The organism is Bdellovibrio sp. HCB209 (assembly GCF_047306065.1).
GTDB lineage: Bacteria > Bdellovibrionota > Bdellovibrionia > Bdellovibrionales > Bdellovibrionaceae > Bdellovibrio.
Window position 1 is genome coordinate 1,479,874 of the sequence record NZ_CP178618.1, and the last position, 19,221, is coordinate 1,499,094.

Here is a 19,221-nt window from a genome sequence, read left to right on the forward strand (position 1 = left end):
ATCCTTTTCTTAGAGCTTGATCGATTTAGGATCAAATGTGATTCGTACGTTTGCGTCCGCTGCTGGAACTGCACTTCCGTTAAATGTGATAGTCAAAGTTGATGAGTTATATGTCCAACCGTTGCTTGCGTTCTCAGGTACAACAACTCCATTCACGATCACAGTGATTGTTTCTGGAATTGGTTCGCGAGAAAGTTTGAACGAGCTTGATAATTTGATGATTGAGTCAGAGATGATTTGCAATGTATTACCAAAGTCAGAGCACAGAGAACCGTTGATACCACCAGTTTTGTTAGTCAGATCTTTATAACGTTTATTAATTTTAAGCTGGTGTATAGTCGAAAGCTGAGTCAAACAAGACTGATCATGGATCGAGATATTGGATACAGCATAGTTTCTGCCGTTTGCTGTACCACCAGTGAATGTATCCAAGAAGTTAACGTAGCTGTCTACTGAGAAAAGTTTTGGATCTTCGTCTTCATATTTCTCAATCAATCCCGTTACCGAGCGAGAGAAATCTTCTTCATCAGAAACAATGATAATTGCTAGGAATGCATCTGGTCTGCGAAATGCAGAGTTTCTTGAATCCGTTAGGATTTGTTTGAAGCTCTCAAAGGCTCTTTCATCACCATTGCCGTTGATACCTTGTTTGATATTGGTAACAAAGACATTTTCAAGATTTGGAGTGTTCTTATCCATAACGAATACGCCGGAGTGGTTTGAAGTGCCAGGTTCGCCATCTCTCAAAAGAGCTTTGTTGATGCTGGACGTACTTGTGTACAAACCTTTTTCCCAAGCATCAGTTGCACCAACCGCCATGCGGAAATCGTTATTGTTTTGCTTAAAGCGTGCAATGAATGACTGGAAGTTAGAAGCAAGGTTCTGCTGAGATGTTTGCATAGAACCGGAGTTATCGATCACCCAAAGGACATCGATTTTTTTCGGAACGAATACAGCTTCCTGCTTATATGAATCTGAATCAGCGAGAGTAGAGTAAGTACCTCCGCTTTTTCCACAACCAGCAAGTAGTGAAAGAGTCGATGCTACTAGTACTGAGTTGCGAGCGATTTGATTGATCATACGGTTTGCCCTCCTGAGCCCCACCATGTTCGTGATGAAATCAGTTTCGTTGAAAAGAAGCGAAAACTGAAATTACCCACAACCTAGCGTTTTTATTTTCGTATCTGAAAACGGTTCTATTTTGAGACACGCTAACTGTTCGAAATCATAGGGTATGGTGTTGAACAACAGAGAAAAAATAATTTTCACTCGTCAACCTTTTGGACGTTTTGCGGGGAATTCAGGAGGAATGTCCTGCGTAAATGCGTGTAATTTTAGGAAGTTATTTTAATTCGTCGAACTTTTAATCAAGATCCCTTGAACTATTTTGGAGCCGTTCCATCCATTTTCATACGAAATGGTGCTGCGAAAATTTAGAAAACGGTCAACTGAGTTGCCACTCGTACAAATGCTTTTCGCAAAGTTGTGATGAAGTGAAAATGAATCCTGCATGTACTCAGTGAGAACATGCGGAGTTTCAAGAGTTCGACAGAATTCAAATTCCAATGATTCTGTCGAAGTATAAAATTATTTTTTTGTGTCTTTTGTTTTGAGGCGATTTATGGCAGCTCCTGGCATAAGCCCGTTGAGAAAAAATTAACGCGCATGCAACACAGAAACTGTGTCTATTGTGCGGCATATTTTTGGAGCTATGGAAGGATTGCCGGAGTTCGGATCGATGCATTCACGTGAGGTTATTAGAAGGTGCTCCCGGATGGTTTAGCATATGCACGGAAAGTAGATGCGCAATTTGAAACGGTATAGCTATTAGACGTCTGAGATATTTTTTTGGCGTGCGAATGGCGGGGAGAAAAATCTATGAAAATATCTAACCTCAATAATGATGAGCTTGAATTGAGTTTTAAAAAATGTGTAGCGAACGAGCGCAAGGTTCTTCATTGGATTTTGGAGCATATTAAGGAAATTGATGTGCGTCGCCTATACGCTCTACGAGGCTTTGACTCTATGCTGAGTTATTTGGTTCGTGTTCATGGTTACAGCACGACAGCGGCAGAGCATAGATTGTACGCTGCAAGACTGGTAAGGGAAATTCCAAAACTCTCTGAGAAAGTTGAGTCTGGAACGTTGAATCTGTCTCAACTGTGCCAGGTATCATCAGCAATTAAACAGAAGGAACGGTCACAGAATGAACCCCTATCGACCGAGGAAAAGGGGCAATTGTTGTCGTTGGTTGAGGGTAAGACTACATTCGACGCGCAAAAGCTCCTTGCTCAGGCGTTGGACATTCCCCTAAGACCTGCTGAGAAAATTACTGCTCAGAGGGATGAATCCGTAAATTTACAGGTAACTTTGTCGAGGCCGCAATACGAACTATTGGAGAAATGTAAAGTTACGGGCTTTCATACGCTGTCGGCGATGAGGGATCACACTCTTGCCGGAACTATTGAGATGATTTGTGTTCATTATCTTAAGGGGAGGGAGATTCAGGATTCAGATAATACGAGATTAGCCCTTGTGGGTATGAATGATGGTAATGCGACCATCACTCCTAGGACGAGAAGATTTATTTTACAGCGCGATAAATGCTGTCAATACGTCGATAAGAAAACGGGATTGATTTGCGAAAGTAAAGTGGGGCTACAAGTGGATCACATCATTCCGCGCTGGGCGGGCGGAGATAATTCGGAGGGTAATTTGCGGGTACTCTGCGGAACCCATAATAGATTGGAGTATCGCAAGCAGTCTTCGTTGAAATTGTCGTAGGCTGTAGCGAACCGGCAGGCAGGAAAACAAACAAGTCGCAAAAACTGGATAGAGCGTACGTTTCCTAAACGTTAGATCCCCGTTCGTTCGCGACAGAGGAGCGGGTGGTTTAACTCTTTTGGGATTTCAAAAAATTCTTAGCCTTGATCCAATACTGCTCTTTTTCCTCAGTACTCAAGGCACCCCAGTCTTTACCTTCAGCACCAGCGAATTCAACCATCTTATTAAAGCGCTCTTCAAAGCGGGAGTTCGCCTTGCGTAGAACCTGCTCAGGTTCCATTTTCAAATGGCGGCCTAATTGAGCTAAAGAGAAAAGGGCATCACCCAATTCGTGTTCGATTTCTGAATCAACATCATTGTCCAAGGCTTCACGCAGCTCTTCGTACTCTTCTTCCACCTTCAACATCACGCCTTCAACGTTTTCCCAGTCGAATTTGTGTTTTTCAGTGCGTTTGCCTATTTTGTAAGCGCGCTGCAAAGCGGGAAGAGGTGGGACTTTCAATGCATAAGGATTTTCGGAAGATCCGGCAGCTTCCGCCTTCTTAATCTCATCCCAGTTTTTTACGACCTCATCCGAGTTGCCCACTTTTACATCACCGAAGACGTGGGGATGGCGGCGCACCAATTTTTCAGAGACGTTTTGAATCACGTCGTCCAGAGTAAATGCTCCACGCTCAGAGGCTAATTGTGCATGCAGAACTACTTGAAATAACACGTCTCCCAGTTCGTCTTTCATTTTCTGATCGCGAGCGGGGGATGTGCTTTCGATGCTTTCCACCAACTCGAAAGTCTCTTCGATGGCGTATTGTGTGAGGGACTCATGAGTCTGCTCTTTATCCCAAGGGCAACCATCGGGGCCACGCAGGCTTGCGACGAGCTCGACCAAGGACTCTATTTTCTTAAAATTAGCAGGAGTTTTTGCCATACAGCGCCTCGACTTTTTGATGGAATCGGCTCTATCTTAGCGCAAACACAGAGTGATTTCGACAATTAAGTTAATTAGCGATAGGCTAATTGGGATATATGCCTCAGCGTGGAAAAGGTTCTAAGAAAAATGAGAGTCCAGCGACTCGGGTTAATTACGAGGATCACAGTCTAAAGTTCTTAGACTGGGTAGATTCCATTGGCCTTGAAAAGACATTCTTTGGCCGTGCTTTGCACATGCTAGAGGAGCGTCTGTTTGTTCGTCGTGCGGCGTTCATCTTCCTTTACTGCGTTCTTTTGTCCTACACCATCTTCTATCAATTCGATGTCCCTTATAATTTCACCGTAGGCGAAGTTGTTCGTTACGATGTGACGTCACCTATCGGTTTTGAAATGACCGACGAAGTGACGACAGAAGAGAAGCGTCTAAAAGCCGAGTACTCTGTGCCGATGGTCTATGACTACGACACGAGTGTCTTTGAACGTGTTTCTTTAGGTTTGATCCATTCCTTCCGTACGATGCGCACTTATTCTCGCGAAACAGTATGGCCAAAACAGCCCGCGGCTCGCCGTGCAAAAGTGAAAGAATTCTTTCAGTATAAAAAAGAATTCGAAAGTGAGTTGGGCGTTACGGTTTCAGATTTCATGTATGAGTGGTTGATTGATAACAGATTCAGCCCGCGTATCGAAGCCATCATCATCCGCAATTTAGAAAATTGGTATGAGCTGAAATTGGCGGAGGCACCGGATCGATTCATTCCAGTAGGACAGTCAGCTGTTGTAGCCCGCGTGGTTCACCGTAATAATCTGGGACGCGAATTCAATATTTCCCGCACAGAAATCCAAGATATCCAAGATCCTGAGCGCTTTACCTTGGATGATAAAAAAGATCTGGAGCGTTTTCCAGAGGGCGATCGCGCCAACATTCTATACTTTGCAAGATCTCTGGTCGTGCCGAATCTGACATTGAACAAACAAGAAACAGCCAGCCGCAAGCAAGCAGCGCGTGAAGACGTTATCCCAGTTAATATCACAATTAAAAAGAACCAAGTTATCGTACCTACAGGTTCTGTGGTTCAGCCATTCCATATGGCGGTCATCAAGCAAATCGAAAGCATCCAGTCAGATAAACGTAAAGATCTAACGGCGCTGGCAATGGCATTAATGCTTTCCATGGCGATCATTGTGTTCTTCTCGTACTTGAAGCGTTTCACTCTGAATCGAGTGAAAGTCGACTTTAAAGACCTGACAGTGATGATGTTGATCGCCTTCGGGACGATTTTATTTACGAAAATCTATCTGTTCATCATCGATGCGGCCTTTGTTTCAAAGCTGGGGCATCTGTTGCCAGCGACGTTCTTCTTGTATGCAGCTCCGATTGCAACGGGCTCAATGCTAGTGGGATTGCTGGTTACCTCGGGCGAGATCGTGTGGCTTTTCACAGCCTTTATCTCTCTGTGCTTGGGGATCATGGTTGATTACAACTACGCGCTGATGATCTTCAGTATGATCGGCGGTATCGCCGCAGCTCGTGGTGTTTTCAATTGTAAAACCAGAAATGACATTTACTTTGCCGGTGTTCGTACGGGTGTGGTGAATGCCTTGGTTATCTGTTTCGTTTTGACGATGACTCGTTTCGATCAAGAGGGCGCTCTGAGAGAAATCCTATTCGCGATTCCAGCGGGCTTTTTCGGTGGTATTTTGAGCTCTCTGTGCGCAATGATGTTTATTCCTCTTTTGGAATCAGCATTCAATTACACGACAGACGTTAAACTTCTGGAGCTTTCAAACCTCAATCATCCGCTCTTAAAAGACATGATCGTTAAAGCCCCAGGGACATACCATCACTCGATGATGGTGGGTTCAATGGTGGAGGCCGCTGCTGAAGAAATCGGTGCGAACTCCCTTTTGGGTAAAGTTATGTGCTACTACCACGACATCGGTAAAATGGAGCACGCGAACTACTTTATCGAAAATCAAAAACCAGGACACAATCCTCACGATCATATCTCTCCATTTATGAGTAAAACCCTTCTGATCGCCCACGTAAAAGACGGCGTGGAGATGGGGATGGAGTATAAACTGGGTAAGCCGATTATCGATGGTATTATTCAGCATCACGGTACGACGTTGATTTCTTATTTCTACAATAAGGCTTTGGATCTTAAAAAAGAGGAAGACCCAGAAATCAGCGATCAGGATTTCCGTTATCCAGGTCCAAAACCACAATTTCGTGAGGCGGCCTTGTGTATGCTAGCGGACTCGATTGAGGCTGCGGCGAGATCTCTGGATGAACCAACGCCAGCGCGTTTGCAAAATATCGTTCGTAATATCGTGCAAAGAAAGTTCTCTGACGGGCAGTTGGATGAGTGTAATTTGACCCTGAAAGATATCTCTAAAGTGGAAGCCGCTTTCATTCGCATCCTTTTAGGTATATACCATCAACGCATCGATTACCCTCGCGCAGCGGGCGGTCAATTGGGCGAGTCCACTCCTAAACAGGGATAATATGCAGGTTTTAATCATCAACGAATCCAAGCACTCGGTGCCACGCAAATTCATTCAAGATTGGATGGACGCCGTGGTGGTGGAGCTTAAAAAGCGTAAAGTCATTAACGCTGAAAAGGCTCGTCGTGAATTGACGTTGGTATTTTTGGATAAAAAACCTGCGCAAAAAATCAACAATGAGTTTCGCGGTAAAGACTATGCCACCGATGTCTTGTCATTTGACTCGATGGACCCATCAAGCTTTGGCGAACTTGTTTTGTGCCCTGAAGTGCTAAAAAAACAAGCGAAAGAACACAAACTGACTTTCCAGAAAGAGCTTGGCTACATGCTCCTTCACGGAACGCTGCATCTGCTAGGTTACGATCACGAGACGAACGAGCAAGATGCTAAGAAGATGTTTGATCTTCAAGATGCCATCTTTGAGCGTTTGCTGCGCAGCCCCGCTTGACACCCTGACATTTAATAATAACTATAACTTGGTTCGTCCCAAAAGGACGGCACTTAAGCTAGGAATTTAAATGTCTATTGTTACTGAATCTTCAGACGTTAAAAAACGTATCAACGAACTCGAAAGCTTCGCCAAGGAGCTTCGGGGGTATCTTTGACCTAGATAAAAAGAAAAAACGCCTGGATGAGTTAGCAATTCAAGCTGAAAACCCTGCATTGTGGGGCAAGCCTGATGAAATGCAAAAGCTCAACAAGGAAAAAAGCCTGCTGGAAAAAGCGGTGGGTGAGTTTGATTCTTTTACGGGTCGTCTGAGTGATGCTTCTGTTTTGCTGGAAATGGCAAACGAAGCGACAGATGAAGCTAGCTTTATCGAAGTAAAATCGGAAGTCGCCTCCTTAGAAAAATTATCCCAAGAATTAGAGTTGAAGCGAGTCTTAAACGGCGAGCTTGATGGCAACAGCACGTATCTTTCGATCAATTCAGGAGCGGGTGGTACGGAGTCCTGCGACTGGGCTGAGATGCTTTTGCGCATGTACACGCGCTACGCCGATAAACACGGTTATAAAGTTCAAGTGATCGAGATGACTGAGGGCGAGGGCGCTGGAATTAAATCCTGCACTCTTTTGATTGAAGGCCCGTATGCCTATGGTTATTTGAAGGCCGAGTCGGGAGTGCATCGTTTGGTGCGTATTTCTCCGTTTGACTCGAATGCTCGTCGCCACACTTCGTTCTCGTCTGTGTTCGCGTGGGCTGAGGTCGATGATGATATCAATATCGAAGTAAGACCTGAAGATTTGAAAGTCGACACTTACCGTGCCAGTGGAGCCGGTGGTCAGCACGTCAATAGAACTGATTCCGCAGTTCGTATGACTCATATTCCGACGGGCGTGATCGTATCGTGCCAGGTGGAACGTTCACAGATTCAAAACCGTGAGAAGGCTTTGAAAATGTTGAAAGCAAAACTTTATGAGTTGGAAGTTGAAAAACGCAACGCTGAAAAAGACGCGATGAATTCGCAAAAGAAAGCCAACGAGTGGGGCTCGCAGATTCGTTCTTACGTGATGCACCCTTATCAAATGGTGAAAGATCACCGCACTGATTTTGAAACGAATCAGGTGGATGATGTGATGGACGGTGATTTGGATGGATTTATCATGGCTTACCTTAAAGAACAGGTGAACCAGGAAGTGAAGCCATCGTGAATCGTAGCACTCTAGCCTGGATTTCCTGGAAACTTCTTAATTCAAAAAAGACCATGTTCGGTGGATCAGCTCCATTGGCATTGTTTGGTTTGATTTTGGGTGTGGCATCTTTGGTTGTCTCCATGGCGGTGATGAGTGGTTTTGAATCAACCTTACAACAAGCCATGACTGATGTTTCGGGACACGTGCAGGTGGTAAAACGCTCGCGCTTTCCCGATGATTGGCGTGAGCTTGAAGAGCGCATTAAAAAACTTGAACCTAAGATGATCACGTCGACACGATTTGCATTCGTTGAGGGCATTATGGCTCACAACGGTCAAATCTCCGGTGTTTTGTTGGAAGGTCTCGACAAAGACCGCCTGAACGAAACTTTGCGTCTGGGCAGTCGTGTGAAAGAGGGCTCTGCCGATTTGTCAGCTCCGTCAGAGCAGCCTTTGGCATTGATCGGTTCTGGCTTAGCAAAAAAAATGGGACTGGCAATTGGCGACACTTTCCGTGTTGTATTGCCGATCGCTGACGCTTCCGATCCGTCAAATTTCAAAAGAAAAGTCGGCGTATTTAAGCTCCAAGGTGTTTTGGAGTTAGGAAAATACGAGTGGAATGAACGCTTCATCATTATCGATCTGACGGCGGCTCAAGAAGTGGCAGCGATCGGAGATCGTTACACAGGTTTGATGCTCCGTTTTCATGATGCTCAATATGCGCGTGAGGCGGGATATCGCTTGAGTCAATCGTTGGGTTCGCCATACTGGGTGCGCGATTGGCGTGATTCGAACGAAAATCTTTTCGACGCGGTGGCAGTTGAGCGTCCTGCGATTTTCTTTGTCGTTTCGGTGATCATTTTCGTGGCGGCATTTAATATCTCTTCAACACTTTTTGTGAACGTCGTGCAGCGTTTTAAAGACATTGCGATTCTAAAAACTGTCGGCCTTAGTCGTAAAGACGTGATCAAAATCTTCACCATTCAAGGTTTGATTCTTGGTGGAGTAGGTTTGGCCGGCGGCTTTATTTTAGGTCTGATTTTGTGTGGTCTCTTTAACTGGGCCCAAGGACGTTTGGGGCTGATCTCCGGTGCTGTTTATCGTGTGGATTCAATCCAAGTGAATGTGCGCTTGATGGACTCCCTAGCAATTTGTGCAGCGACGATGTTGATTTGTTTCCTTGCGACTTTGGCGCCAGCCCGTCGCGGAGCTGATCTTAATCCGATGGAAGGACTTAGAAATGAATAATCCTGTAAGTAATTTTCTTTCAGTCAGAAACATTCACAAGTCTTACCCAAGCGGAAACGGTGAACTAGAAATCCTTCGCGGCGTCAGCATGGACATCAACGGCGGAGAAGCCCTAGCAATTCTTGGCGCATCGGGTGCCGGTAAAAGTACACTTTTGCAAATCATGGGAACATTGGATCGTCCAACCATGGGCGAAGTAACTTTCGAAGGCCGCGACTTACTAGCGATGAACGACGAAGAACTTTCAAAATTCAGAAACGCCGAAATGGGCTTCGTCTTCCAATTCCATCACCTGCTAAGTGAATTCAACGCCGTAGAAAACGTAATGATCCCATGCAGAGTAGCAGGGGAGTCACCAAAAGCCGCAAAAGAAAAAGCATTGCACCTCTTAGAGTTCATGGGACTAGCAGACCGCGCAGGCCACTACCCAAATCAACTCTCCGGCGGCGAGCTACAACGTATAGCCATCGCCAGAGCCCTGGTCCGTCACCCAAAAATCCTATTCGCCGACGAGCCAACAGGAAACTTAGACTCAAACACCAGCGCCAAAATCCAAGAGCTATTCTTCAGACTAAAAGAAGAAATGAAGCTGGCGCTAGTAATAGTCACGCATGACCTAACATTCGCCACACGCTTCCCCAAAGTATATCGAATGAAAGACGGTTTGTGGGTATAGCGGGCCGTTGAAAAACGGCTGCCTGCTGCGTTGTCGGGTGCGGTCCTCGCTCCGACGTGCCTGAAGCACGCCTGCGCTGCGGTTCGCTCCCTCCGCCTTGCATTCAACCATTTTTGAACGGCCCTCAGTTGCCGTTTCTTTTTTTGGCTGCTGCACTTCGTGCAGGCCGCATTTTTGATCTCTCATCGCGAATTCACAAAAATTATTTGATTAAGTTTTAAGCACTAAACATCGTGTCACAAATCTCTCACTACAGAAAAAAATCCCTGAAACCCTGAACGTCGTACCTTCTGCGGAGTGTGGTGTATGAAGCCTGTCCGTAGGAAGGCCTCCGTCGGCGCACGATGCGCGAACCCGCCAAAGGCGGGCGACGGTGAAGCACGACGCTGTGCCGACGAAGCGACAGGCTTCATACACCACACTCCTCAGAAGGAACCCCATACTGCGTCACAGAGACCTTTTTTGATGTACTAGACCTAGGTACTGAGCTACGATTTTCGAGTTTTAAAGGTAAGTATCGAGAAATCTTTGTGATTTTAGAAAAATGAGGCCTCTTGTGGCCCTCTCGGTTGGAGAATTCGACTTTGATTAAGCTTCTTTGTACTTTGTTGTTAGTGTCGGCCACATCTGTTTCGTTGGCCGCTCCGAAAAAGAAAGCAGCTCCCAAGAAAAATGGGACGACGGCTGCTGCTCAAAATAAAAATCAACCTTCTGGAACTACTATTAAATCCGTTGAAGTTGCAGGCAATCGTAAGATTGAAAAAGATGCGATCCTTTTGAAGGTCGAATCAAAACCTGGGACTGAGTACAATGCGACGACGGTGCGTTCTGATGTTGAGGCGCTTTTCAAACTTGGTTATTTCAACAACATCGAAGTTGAGCGTCAGATAAACGGTAAAGAAGCGGTTTTGACGTATAAGGTTTTAGAAAAACCATCCATCACTGAAATCACATACGAAGGTAACAGCGAAATTAAATCTGAAGACATCGCTGAGGCGACAGGTTTGAAGCCTTACCAGCTTTTGAATATGTCTAAGGTGAAGGAATCTGTCGAAAAAGTTCAAAAACTTTATGAGGACAAAGGTTTCTTCCTAGCTCGCGTGGATGTGGACGTTCAGGACATCACGAAGGACGAAACTGTTCGCGTGGTTTTCAAAGTTCATGAAAACGACAAAGTAAAAGTTCGTAAAATTACTTTCTTGGGTGCCAAGCATCTGTCTGAGACGGATCTTAAAAGCAAAATGATGACTCAAGAGGGTGGATTCTTCTCGGCTATGTCTGGTTCCGGTCAGTATAAGCAAGAAGCTTTCGACCGTGACGTGCAAATCGTTCGTTTCATGTACTACAACCAAGGTTATGTTCAGGCCAAAGTCGATCGTCCTCAAGTGACGGTGACTCCGGATAAAAAGAACATCTACATCACTTTCCATATCGAGGAAGGTGAGCAGTACTCTGTGGGTGATGTTGATTTCGCCGGCGATATTTTGTTCCCGAAACAAGAATTGTTCGACGCGATTAAGATCGATGAAAACGGCGTTTTCTCTTATGAGGTTTTGCAAAAAGACATCAGCGAGTTGACGGCTAAATACGGTGACTTGGGTTATGCCTTTGCCAACGTTATTCCAAGAACTCGTGCGAACGATAAAGAACGCAAGATGGACTTGGTATTTGAATTCGACAAAGGTCAAAAAGTTTACTTCGGTAAAATCAATGTGATCGGCAACTCTAAGACCCGCGATAAAGTGGTTCGTCGTGAGTTGAAAGTTCACGAGGGCGAGCTTTACAACGAAACTCGTCGTCGTCAGTCCTTGGAAGGCATTCAACGTTTGGGTTACTTCGATGAAGTGAACTTTAAAACGTCCGTGGATCCTGAAAAAACAGACGTGATGAACGTGGACATCGCAGTGAAGGAGCGTAACACAGGGCAAATCCAATTGGGTGCCGGTTACGGAACGTCTCAAGGTTTCACTTTGCAAGGTTCAGTTCAGCAATCGAACTTCTTGGGTAAAGGTCAAAACTTAGGTGCGAACTTAAACTTAAGCGGAACGGGCAGCTACTACAGCTTGTCTTTCACTGAGCCGTACTTCAATGACACTGAATGGTCTTTGGGTGGCGATGTTTATCAATCAGTGAATACAGGTCGTATCGACTACGATGAGAAACATACAGGTGCTTCCATCCGTATGGGTCATCCTATTGCGGAATTCACTCGTGGTTTCTTGCGTGCTAAGTACGATAAGTCTGATCTAACGACTCGTACGGATTCTTCAAATCAGGAAATCACAGATACAGATTTGTTCCCACTTTCCACTGCTTCTGGTGAGACAATCTCACTTACGGGAACGGTTGAGTACGATACGCGAAATGACCGTTTCTCACCTTCAAAAGGTATCTTTGCTTCTGCATCTTATGAATATGCGGGGTTTGGTCAGCTTAAATACAATCGTGCGAGTGGTATCTTCCGTTACTTCAAAAATGTCTTCTGGGATGTTGTTTGGAGAAATGATCTTCAGTACGCACGTATTGATGGTATCGACGGTCAAGCAGTGCCATTCAATGAATTGTACTTGCTAGGTGGACCGTACTCACTGCGTGGTTTCCGCTCGTACCGTGTGGGAAAAATGAAACAGTCGACAAAGATCTATAATGATCTGAAGTCAAAAGGCTACACTGATGACCAAGCCTACATCGAGTCCATGCGTTTCTATGGTGGTACTCAGCAAGCAATGTTCAGGACTGAATTGCAGTTCCCTTTGGTTAAAGATGCTGGCATCATGGGAGCTGGATTCTTTGACGTAGGTGCTGCGGATGATGTTTTGGAAAGTGGCAGTTTCTACTCTGACGTCGGCTTCGGTCTGCGTTGGTATTCACCAATCGGGGTTCTAAGATTCGAGTGGGGCTTCCCATTGAATCGTGATCCAAACTACCACGACGCCTCGGTGTTCGAGTTCTCGATTGGTCCAAGTTTCTAGTTTGATTTTTTTGAACGTTTAAAAATTTTTATGGAGGAATTTTTATGAAAAAGATGGTTGTTACGGCAGCTGTATTTATGATGGCAGTAGCTGCTCAAGCGGCTGAGAGCAAAGTTGGTTTCGTAGACATGCAGAAAGCGATTCAAGCGACATCTGCAGGTAAAAAAGCAAAAACGGAACTAGAAACTGAGTTCAATAAAAAGAAAAAAGATCTTGAGAAAAAAGAAGCTGATCTGAAAAAGATGGGCGAAGATCTTGAAAAGAAAAAATCAGTTCTATCTGAAGAAGCACTTGGCAAAAAACAAGCTGAGTTCCAAGAAGAAATGATCAAATATCGTGATATCGTTGGCAAAAGCCAAATGGAAATCCAAAAGAAAGAGCGCGAGTTGACGGCTCCTATTTTGAACAAAATGAAAACAGTGATCGGTAAATTGGCTAAGGACAAAGGATACACTTTGGTTCTTGAAAACAACCAAGGGGTTTTGTACTCCACTCCGGAATCAGATCTTACTGAAGATGTGATCAAAGCCTACGAGAAAGAAAAATAGTTTTGAACTCTAAAGGGCCTTCACCAAGGCCCTTTTTAAATTCAAGCATTGCAAAGTTGCATTTAGGATACAGTTTACATGGCAAATTATAAAGTACACCCGACAAGCGTTCTTTCCCCAGATGTTGAATTGGCTGATGATGTTGAAATCGGTCCTTACTGCCTTATTCAAGGTAAAGTAAAAATCGGCAAGGGAACTTATGTAGAAGGTCACGTTACTCTGGGTTCTCGTTACGGTATCTTGGATATCGGCGCGAACAATCACTTCTGCCCAGGTTCCGCGATTGGTGGTGCTCCTCAAGATATTTCTTATAAAAATGAACCGACATCGTTGATCATCGGAAACAACAACGTATTCCGTGAATTCACGACAGCGAACTTGGCGACTTCTAAAGGCGACAAAAAAACTGAGATCGGTGATAACTGTTATTTCATGGCTTACACGCACGTAGGTCACGATTGCAAATTGGGTAATAACGTTATCTTAGCAAATAACACTCACTTGGGTGGTCACTGTGAAATCGCGGATGGCGTTTTCATTGGTGGTATGAGTGCTTTGAATCAATTTACTAAAGTTGGCAAAATGGCCTTCATCGCGGGCAGCAGTATCGTCAACAAAGACGTGATCCCGTTCTGCCGCGCTCAAGGTACATACGCAACGATTCGTGCAACCAATAAAATCGGTTTGGCTCGTAAGGGGTTTGACCGTGCTGAGGTTGCCAATGTTCATAAAGCCATTCGTATCATGATCATGGGATCTCATACGGTGGAAGAAGGCGTTCAACGTGTGATGGAAGAATGCACAATGAGCCCGAACATCGAATACTTCATTAACTTTATCCGTTCTTCTAAACGCGGTATCGCGGTTGATAGAAGTCCAAAAGGCTGGCAAGAAGATGAGTAAACTACGCGCCGCTGTTGTGGGCGTGGGTTACCTTGGTAACTTCCATGCTCAAAAGTATAAAAATAATCCCCACGTAGAATTGGTGGGAGTGTGTGACCATTTTCCAGCACAAGCGGATAAGATCGCAGCGGACTTAGGAGTTAAAAGCTTCCACCGTCCGCAAGATTTGATCGGCTTGGTTGATTTGGTAACGATCGCAGCCAGCACACAAAGTCACTACGAAGTGGCTAAGCTATTCTTGCAAAATGCCGTTCACGTGAACGTTGAAAAGCCAATCACTGCAACAGTTCCTCAAGCAGAAGAGCTTTTGGCATTGGCTGAAAAGCACAAAGTGAAGTTGGCAGTAGGGCATATCGAAAGATTCAACCCTTCAGTGAATGAAATCAAAAAGCACATGAAAAATGTCAGTACAATCGAGTTGGTAAGAACAGCTCCGTACAAAGCACGCGGTGCTGACGTCAGTGTTCTTCACGATTTGGCAATCCATGATATGGATATGTTGTTCTGGTTGAGCGGCAGTGAAATCGAAAGCATGATTGCTTCCGGTTCTAAATTGGTTTCTCCAGAGCTTGATACGGCTTCTATTTCTTTCAAAATGAAAAACGGAATTCACGCGATCATCACGGTGAGCCGTGTGTCTCCAGTCGCTCAGCGTTCTGTGCGTGTCGTACAAGATGATTGCACGATCTTCGCCAACACAGGTATCCACGAACTTGAAAAAGTTGAAAAAGGACCTGGTGGTGACGAGCTGACTAAAGTCACAAAGTGGACTGTTGAAAAAGCCGATGCTCTTCAAAAAGAAACAGATGCGTTTATCGATGCAGTTTTGAATGACAAGACTCCGGTAGTAACAGGCCTTGATGGTTTGAAAGCTCTACGTGCAATTGAAGATATTCAAAAGATGATTGGGAAATAGATGGATCAAGTTTTGTTCGTGGCCGCCGAGGCCTCCAGTGTTACATACGCTCAAAGAATTCTTGAGACGTGGAAAAAGCAAGGTCGCAAGATCCATGCTTTCGGTGTCGGCAGTCAGGACATGGAAAACCTAGGTTTTGAACGCCTGGGTAAATCCGAAGAGATGGCAGTCGTTGGGGCTGCTGAGATCATCAATTCCTACGGTTTGCTGAAAGGTGTCTTTGACAATCTTGTGGCAGAAGCAGAAAAACGCCGTCCGAAAGTGGCGGTGGTGATGGATTACCCAGAGTTCAACTTGATGCTTGCTAAAAAGCTTCATGCGATGGGTATTCCAGTTGTTTATTATATTTCTCCGCAGGTGTGGGCATGGCGTAAAGGTCGTGTGAAGACGATTAAAAAATACTGCAAAAAAGTATTCGTTCTTTTCCCATTCGAAGTGCCTTTCTATGAAGAGCACGGAGTACCTGTGGAATTCGTCGGTCATCCGCTATTGGATGAGTTGGATGAAAAACTGATCGATAATGCCGATTACTTAAAAACTCACCGCAACCAAGTCGGAATCCGTGACGATGAAATCGTTTTGGGTCTGATGCCGGGGAGTCGTCGTTTGGAGCTGAAGCAGCACTTCCAAATACAATTGGATGCCGCTAGAATTCTTTCAAAAAAACATGCAAATCTAAAAATCGTGATTTTGACAGCTCCGACGTTTACCAAAGAAAAAATGCAAGACTATCTGGAGGACTTCCGTCTTCCATACATTTTGCTCAAGGATGAACCTTTCCGCATGATCCACCTAGTGGACATGATGTTGGTGGCATCTGGTACAGCAACTCTGCAAGTGGGTCTTTTGCAGAAGCCAATGGTCATCATGTACAAAATGAAGTGGTTGACCGGGATCTTCGCGAAACTTTTGGTGCGCGGAACAAAATACTACGGTTTGGTGAACTTGATCTTGGGCAAAGAAGCTGTGCCTGAAAGATTCCAAGGTGATGTGACAGCTGAAAATATGGCGGCCTTGTTGGATCGCTATATCACCGATGCTGCTTACAAAGCTGAAGTAAAAAAAGATCTGGCGTCTTTACGCCAGTACCTGGGTGATAAAGGTGCCACAAGTCGCGTGGTCAAAGCATTGGATGAGTACCTAACTGTATGAAGCCATACCTAAAGCCACTTTCATTTTTATATGATCGTATTGTGGGTTTTAAAAACTCACTCTATGACCGTGGCGTGATTGGTGCTTACAAGCCTGAGGTTAAGGTTATCAGTATTGGAAACTTGACGGTGGGTGGAACGGGCAAAACTCCGATCACCGATTTCTGTTTGAAAGCTTTAGCTCAGGACGGAAAAAAGGTGGCAGTCGTTAGTCGCTCGTACCGTGCTGACGCTTCTGCGAGTACTCGTGTGGACGTAACACATCCGCATGCAGCTCGTTACTACGGCGATGAACCTGTTTTATTGGCTCAAGCGAATCCTGACGTGAATGTTTTTGTTGGCGACAGCAAATGGCGCACAGCTGAGTATGCAACGAACCATCCTCATCATCCTAAATTCGACGTGATTGTGGTGGATGATGGATTCCAACATCGTAAACTTCATCGCGATTTGAACATCGTAATCTTGGATGCGACGGAGCCCTGGGCGAACTATCAAGTAGTGCCTGAAGGACGTGCGCGCGAATCCTGGGATGGTTTGCAAAGAGCTGATTTAATTTTATTCACAAAATGCAACTTGGCTGACGAAGAAAGTCTTAAAGTTGTGCAAAACCATCTGCCATTAGGCAAAGAGGTTTTGTATTTCGGCTATCAAATTGTAGAGCTAGGTAATGGCTCTGAAATCATGTCGACGGATGAGCTTAAAGGTAAAAAGATTTTCTTGGTCTCTGCCATTGCCAGACCGGATGTCTTTGAAAAGATGATGCGTGTTTACGGTGAGATCTCTAAAAAGAGTCTTCATTACCGTGACCACCACCAGTACACGAATGAAGATGCTCAAAAAATTTGGGCTGAATTTGAAAAGTCGGGTGCTGATGTTTTAGTGACGACTTCCAAGGACGCGGTGAAGCTGCGTCGTCTGCTGCCAGATCCTAATAAGCTCTGGAGCACCAACCTTCAAGTGACTGAATTTGGGACTAAGGGAAGATTGCATGAAGTTATTGGTCAGCTTTTTAGTTAAAATCGGAATCTTCTTTAGCAGCTTTCTGCCGCGAAAAATCCAACGACTTTCTGGTTCGTGGATTGGTTTTTTGTGGTGGGATGTTTTTGGTTTTCGCAAAAAAATAGTTCTTAGCAACTTACAAATCGCCTTTCCTGAATGGTCCGAGGCCGAGAAAAAACGCGTGGGCCGCGAGTCAGTTTACCAACTTGGATATAATTTCGGTGAATTTTTCTTTATACCTTCTATGACTCGTCAGTGGGTCGATCAGAATGTTATTTTTGAAGGTTGGGAGAACGTTGAAAAGGCTCGCGCCGCGGGCAAAGGAATGTTCTTTCTGACTTTGCACTTAGGAAACGGTGATCTTGGGGCAAATGCGGTGGTGCTGAATGGACAGGAGATGTTCATTATTACCAAGCGTTTTAAAACTCAGTGGTTCAACGATATTTGGTTCAAGGTGCGCGGTGCTCAAGGCATTAAATACATCGATGCCCATGGACCGACCAATGCCTTCGATATTTTGAAAGCTTTAAAAAAGAACGCCGGCGTTGTCTTCGTACTCGATCAATACATGGGGAAGCCCTTCGGTATTGCGACCACGTTTTTTGGCAAACGCACGGGCACGGCCTATGGTCTGGCTTTGTTCGCTCAGAAGTCGAAAGCACCGGTTTTGCCGATTTATACCTATGAGGGCAGTGACGGGAAAGTTCATGTAGTTATTGAACCAGCTGTGGACTTGGGCCCGTACATCGTTGAAGATAAAGATCAGAGTACGGCTAATATTACTCAGGCTTTCTCTGACAAGTTAGAGGAAATCGTGAGAAAGCACCCCGAACAATGGATGTGGGTGCATCGTCGTTGGAAGGATTTTTAGTGAATAAAATTTCGGTAGTTACAGGCTTATTCGCAGTTTTGATGATGACGGGATGTTCTTCTTTCTTGCAGTACGAGAAAGAGGCACAGCTTAAAAAAAATGACGAATTCGAAAGCGCTGTAAAAATCGAAGAGCCAGCTGCGGTTCCTGAGGCTGATACAGCAGCAGCTATAACGACTGCCGCGGCTCTAGGTAAAACTTCTGGCGATAAAAAAGCTCCAGCAAAAAAAACAACACCAGCAAAAGTAGAAAAAAAGACAGCCGTGAAGCCTGCCAAAAAAGGTTCAAAAGCCGCAGCGGCGGCAGCGCCAACTCGTCGTCAGCCTGAATTGGAAGACGATGCTGGTTTCAATGGTCGCCGTCCTATCGTGGACCCTTTCCGCGTGGGTGAGGAAGTTGTCCACGATGTCAGCTACTTTAAAATGTCAGCGGGGGAGTTGCGTTTCAAAACTTTGCCGATGGCGATGGTCAACGGACAGAAATCCTATAAGCACAATATCGCGATCAAAACGATTTCCTTGTTCGCCTCCGTTTACACAGTCGATGATAACATCGATATCTTTATGGACTATGAAACTGTGACACCTACGGTGTTTGAACTGCATGTGAAAGAATCAGGTCAATTGCGCGAAGCTAAAATGCTTTTCGATAATGCTAAAAAGATGGCGACTTTCTGGGAAAAGAAAGTAACCAAAAAAGACGGCGAAGAAGAAAAGCGTGAGCAGTGGGAAATCGAAGAGTACGCGCAAAACGTGTACAGCGCGATTTACTATATGCGCATGTTCCAATGGGAAGTAGGCAAAGAGTACGCTTTCCGTGTTTCTAACGACAAAGAAAACCTAGTTTTCTCGGGCAAAGCCCTTCGTAAGGAAGTATTGGATACAGAGCTTGGGCCAATGAAAGCCATCGTTGTCCAACCCAATATCACACTCAAAGGTAAATTCAAGCCGATCGGGGATAATCTAATTTGGTTGTCTGATGACGAACACAAGTACATCTTGCGTATCGAGGCCAAAATCAAAATCGGAACACTGGTTTCCGAAGTCGTCTCCATCACTCCAGGGAAAATGCCTTAGTTTACCTAAGG

16 protein-coding genes are annotated in these 19,221 nt (G+C 45.0%); 14 read left to right on the plus strand and 2 right to left on the minus strand.

Translation table 11 applies throughout. The annotated features are described in order from the left end of the window. Nucleotides 1-9: 9 nt before the first annotated feature. A complete protein-coding gene (locus ACLVWP_RS07285) occupies nt 10-1,080 on the minus strand; it encodes a hypothetical protein (RefSeq protein ID WP_413560987.1) in 1,071 nt (356 codons plus the stop codon). A gap of 798 nt (nt 1,081-1,878) precedes the next feature. Here ACLVWP_RS07285 and ACLVWP_RS07290 point away from each other — a divergent pair. Then, a complete protein-coding gene (locus ACLVWP_RS07290) occupies nt 1,879-2,784 on the plus strand; it encodes an HNH endonuclease (RefSeq protein WP_413560988.1) in 906 nt (301 codons plus the stop codon). Nucleotides 2,785-2,893: 109 nt separating this feature from the next. Here ACLVWP_RS07290 and mazG read toward each other — a convergent pair whose 3' ends face one another. Beyond that, the gene (gene mazG / locus ACLVWP_RS07295; RefSeq protein WP_413560989.1) at nt 2,894-3,709 is read right to left on the minus strand and encodes a nucleoside triphosphate pyrophosphohydrolase; all 816 of its coding nucleotides are present in this window, start codon (nt 3,707-3,709) and stop codon (nt 2,894-2,896) included. Nucleotides 3,710-3,807: 98 nt separating this feature from the next. On the opposite strand from mazG, the gene ACLVWP_RS07300 reads away from it, so the two are divergent. The 13 genes from ACLVWP_RS07300 to ACLVWP_RS07360 all read left to right on the plus strand — a co-directional run bounded on the left by ACLVWP_RS07300 (nt 3,808) and on the right by ACLVWP_RS07360 (nt 19,210). After that, nucleotides 3,808-6,216 (plus strand): HD family phosphohydrolase, encoded by a 2,409-nt coding sequence (locus ACLVWP_RS07300; RefSeq protein WP_413560991.1) that lies wholly within the window; start codon nt 3,808-3,810, stop codon nt 6,214-6,216. A gap of 1 nt (nt 6,217) precedes the next feature. Next, complete coding sequence (gene ybeY, locus ACLVWP_RS07305; protein ID WP_413560992.1) at nt 6,218-6,664, plus strand: rRNA maturation RNase YbeY; 447 nt, start codon at nt 6,218-6,220, stop codon at nt 6,662-6,664. 83 nt (nt 6,665-6,747) lie between these two features. Next, nucleotides 6,748-7,866: a peptide chain release factor 2 gene (prfB, locus tag ACLVWP_RS07310; RefSeq protein WP_413561571.1), complete on the plus strand. Its 1,119-nt coding sequence runs from the start codon at nt 6,748-6,750 to the stop codon at nt 7,864-7,866. Further along, a complete protein-coding gene (locus ACLVWP_RS07315; RefSeq protein WP_413560994.1) occupies nt 7,863-9,095 on the plus strand; it encodes an FtsX-like permease family protein in 1,233 nt (410 codons plus the stop codon). The genes prfB and ACLVWP_RS07315 overlap by 4 nt, the downstream gene beginning before the upstream one ends. Further along, nucleotides 9,088-9,771 (plus strand): ABC transporter ATP-binding protein, encoded by a 684-nt coding sequence (locus ACLVWP_RS07320; protein ID WP_413560996.1) that lies wholly within the window; start codon nt 9,088-9,090, stop codon nt 9,769-9,771. The genes ACLVWP_RS07315 and ACLVWP_RS07320 overlap by 8 nt, the downstream gene beginning before the upstream one ends. Nucleotides 9,772-10,355: 584 nt before the next feature. Further along, the gene (bamA, locus tag ACLVWP_RS07325; RefSeq protein ID WP_413560997.1) at nt 10,356-12,743 is read left to right on the plus strand and encodes an outer membrane protein assembly factor BamA; all 2,388 of its coding nucleotides are present in this window, start codon (nt 10,356-10,358) and stop codon (nt 12,741-12,743) included. Nucleotides 12,744-12,787: 44 nt separating this feature from the next. After that, a complete protein-coding gene (locus ACLVWP_RS07330) occupies nt 12,788-13,291 on the plus strand; it encodes an OmpH family outer membrane protein (protein WP_413560998.1) in 504 nt (167 codons plus the stop codon). A 78-nt stretch (nt 13,292-13,369) separates the two neighbouring features. Beyond that, nucleotides 13,370-14,194 (plus strand): acyl-ACP--UDP-N-acetylglucosamine O-acyltransferase, encoded by an 825-nt coding sequence (gene lpxA, locus ACLVWP_RS07335; protein ID WP_413561000.1) that lies wholly within the window; start codon nt 13,370-13,372, stop codon nt 14,192-14,194. Beyond that, nucleotides 14,187-15,110 (plus strand): Gfo/Idh/MocA family protein, encoded by a 924-nt coding sequence (locus ACLVWP_RS07340; RefSeq protein ID WP_413561002.1) that lies wholly within the window; start codon nt 14,187-14,189, stop codon nt 15,108-15,110. Before lpxA ends, ACLVWP_RS07340 begins: the two co-directional genes overlap by 8 nt. After that, nucleotides 15,111-16,262: a lipid-A-disaccharide synthase gene (lpxB, locus tag ACLVWP_RS07345; RefSeq protein WP_413561003.1), complete on the plus strand. Its 1,152-nt coding sequence runs from the start codon at nt 15,111-15,113 to the stop codon at nt 16,260-16,262. After that, on the plus strand, nt 16,259-17,281 hold the full coding sequence (lpxK, locus tag ACLVWP_RS07350) for a tetraacyldisaccharide 4'-kinase (protein ID WP_413561005.1): 1,023 nt from the start codon (nt 16,259-16,261) through the stop codon (nt 17,279-17,281). Before lpxB ends, lpxK begins: the two co-directional genes overlap by 4 nt. Then, nucleotides 17,253-18,134, plus strand: coding sequence for a lysophospholipid acyltransferase family protein (locus ACLVWP_RS07355; RefSeq protein WP_413561006.1), 882 nt, complete (start codon nt 17,253-17,255; stop codon nt 18,132-18,134). Before lpxK ends, ACLVWP_RS07355 begins: the two co-directional genes overlap by 29 nt. After that, nucleotides 18,134-19,210, plus strand: a complete 1,077-nt coding sequence (locus tag ACLVWP_RS07360; protein WP_413561007.1) for a DUF3108 domain-containing protein — start codon at nt 18,134-18,136, stop codon at nt 19,208-19,210. Before ACLVWP_RS07355 ends, ACLVWP_RS07360 begins: the two co-directional genes overlap by 1 nt. The last annotated feature ends 11 nt before the right edge of the window (nt 19,211-19,221 follow it).

What these genes read in the sequence shown, in the direction of transcription:
- ACLVWP_RS07300 (WP_413560991.1), top strand. Translation starts at nt 3,808, where the DNA reads ATGCCTCAGCGTGGAAAAGGTTCTAAGAAAAATGAGAGTCCAGCGACT.
- ACLVWP_RS07330 (WP_413560998.1), top strand. Translation starts at nt 12,788, where the DNA reads ATGAAAAAGATGGTTGTTACGGCAGCTGTATTTATGATGGCAGTAGCT.
- ACLVWP_RS07290 (WP_413560988.1), top strand. Translation starts at nt 1,879, where the DNA reads ATGAAAATATCTAACCTCAATAATGATGAGCTTGAATTGAGTTTTAAA.
- ACLVWP_RS07285 (WP_413560987.1), bottom strand. Translation starts at nt 1,080, where the DNA reads ATGATCAATCAAATCGCTCGCAACTCAGTACTAGTAGCATCGACTCTT.
- ACLVWP_RS07355 (WP_413561006.1), top strand. Translation starts at nt 17,253, where the DNA reads ATGAAGTTATTGGTCAGCTTTTTAGTTAAAATCGGAATCTTCTTTAGC.
- mazG (WP_413560989.1), bottom strand. Translation starts at nt 3,709, where the DNA reads ATGGCAAAAACTCCTGCTAATTTTAAGAAAATAGAGTCCTTGGTCGAG.
- ybeY (WP_413560992.1), top strand. Translation starts at nt 6,218, where the DNA reads ATGCAGGTTTTAATCATCAACGAATCCAAGCACTCGGTGCCACGCAAA.
- ACLVWP_RS07320 (WP_413560996.1), top strand. Translation starts at nt 9,088, where the DNA reads ATGAATAATCCTGTAAGTAATTTTCTTTCAGTCAGAAACATTCACAAG.
- lpxK (WP_413561005.1), top strand. Translation starts at nt 16,259, where the DNA reads ATGAAGCCATACCTAAAGCCACTTTCATTTTTATATGATCGTATTGTG.
- lpxA (WP_413561000.1), top strand. Translation starts at nt 13,370, where the DNA reads ATGGCAAATTATAAAGTACACCCGACAAGCGTTCTTTCCCCAGATGTT.
- ACLVWP_RS07340 (WP_413561002.1), top strand. Translation starts at nt 14,187, where the DNA reads ATGAGTAAACTACGCGCCGCTGTTGTGGGCGTGGGTTACCTTGGTAAC.
- lpxB (WP_413561003.1), top strand. Translation starts at nt 15,111, where the DNA reads ATGGATCAAGTTTTGTTCGTGGCCGCCGAGGCCTCCAGTGTTACATAC.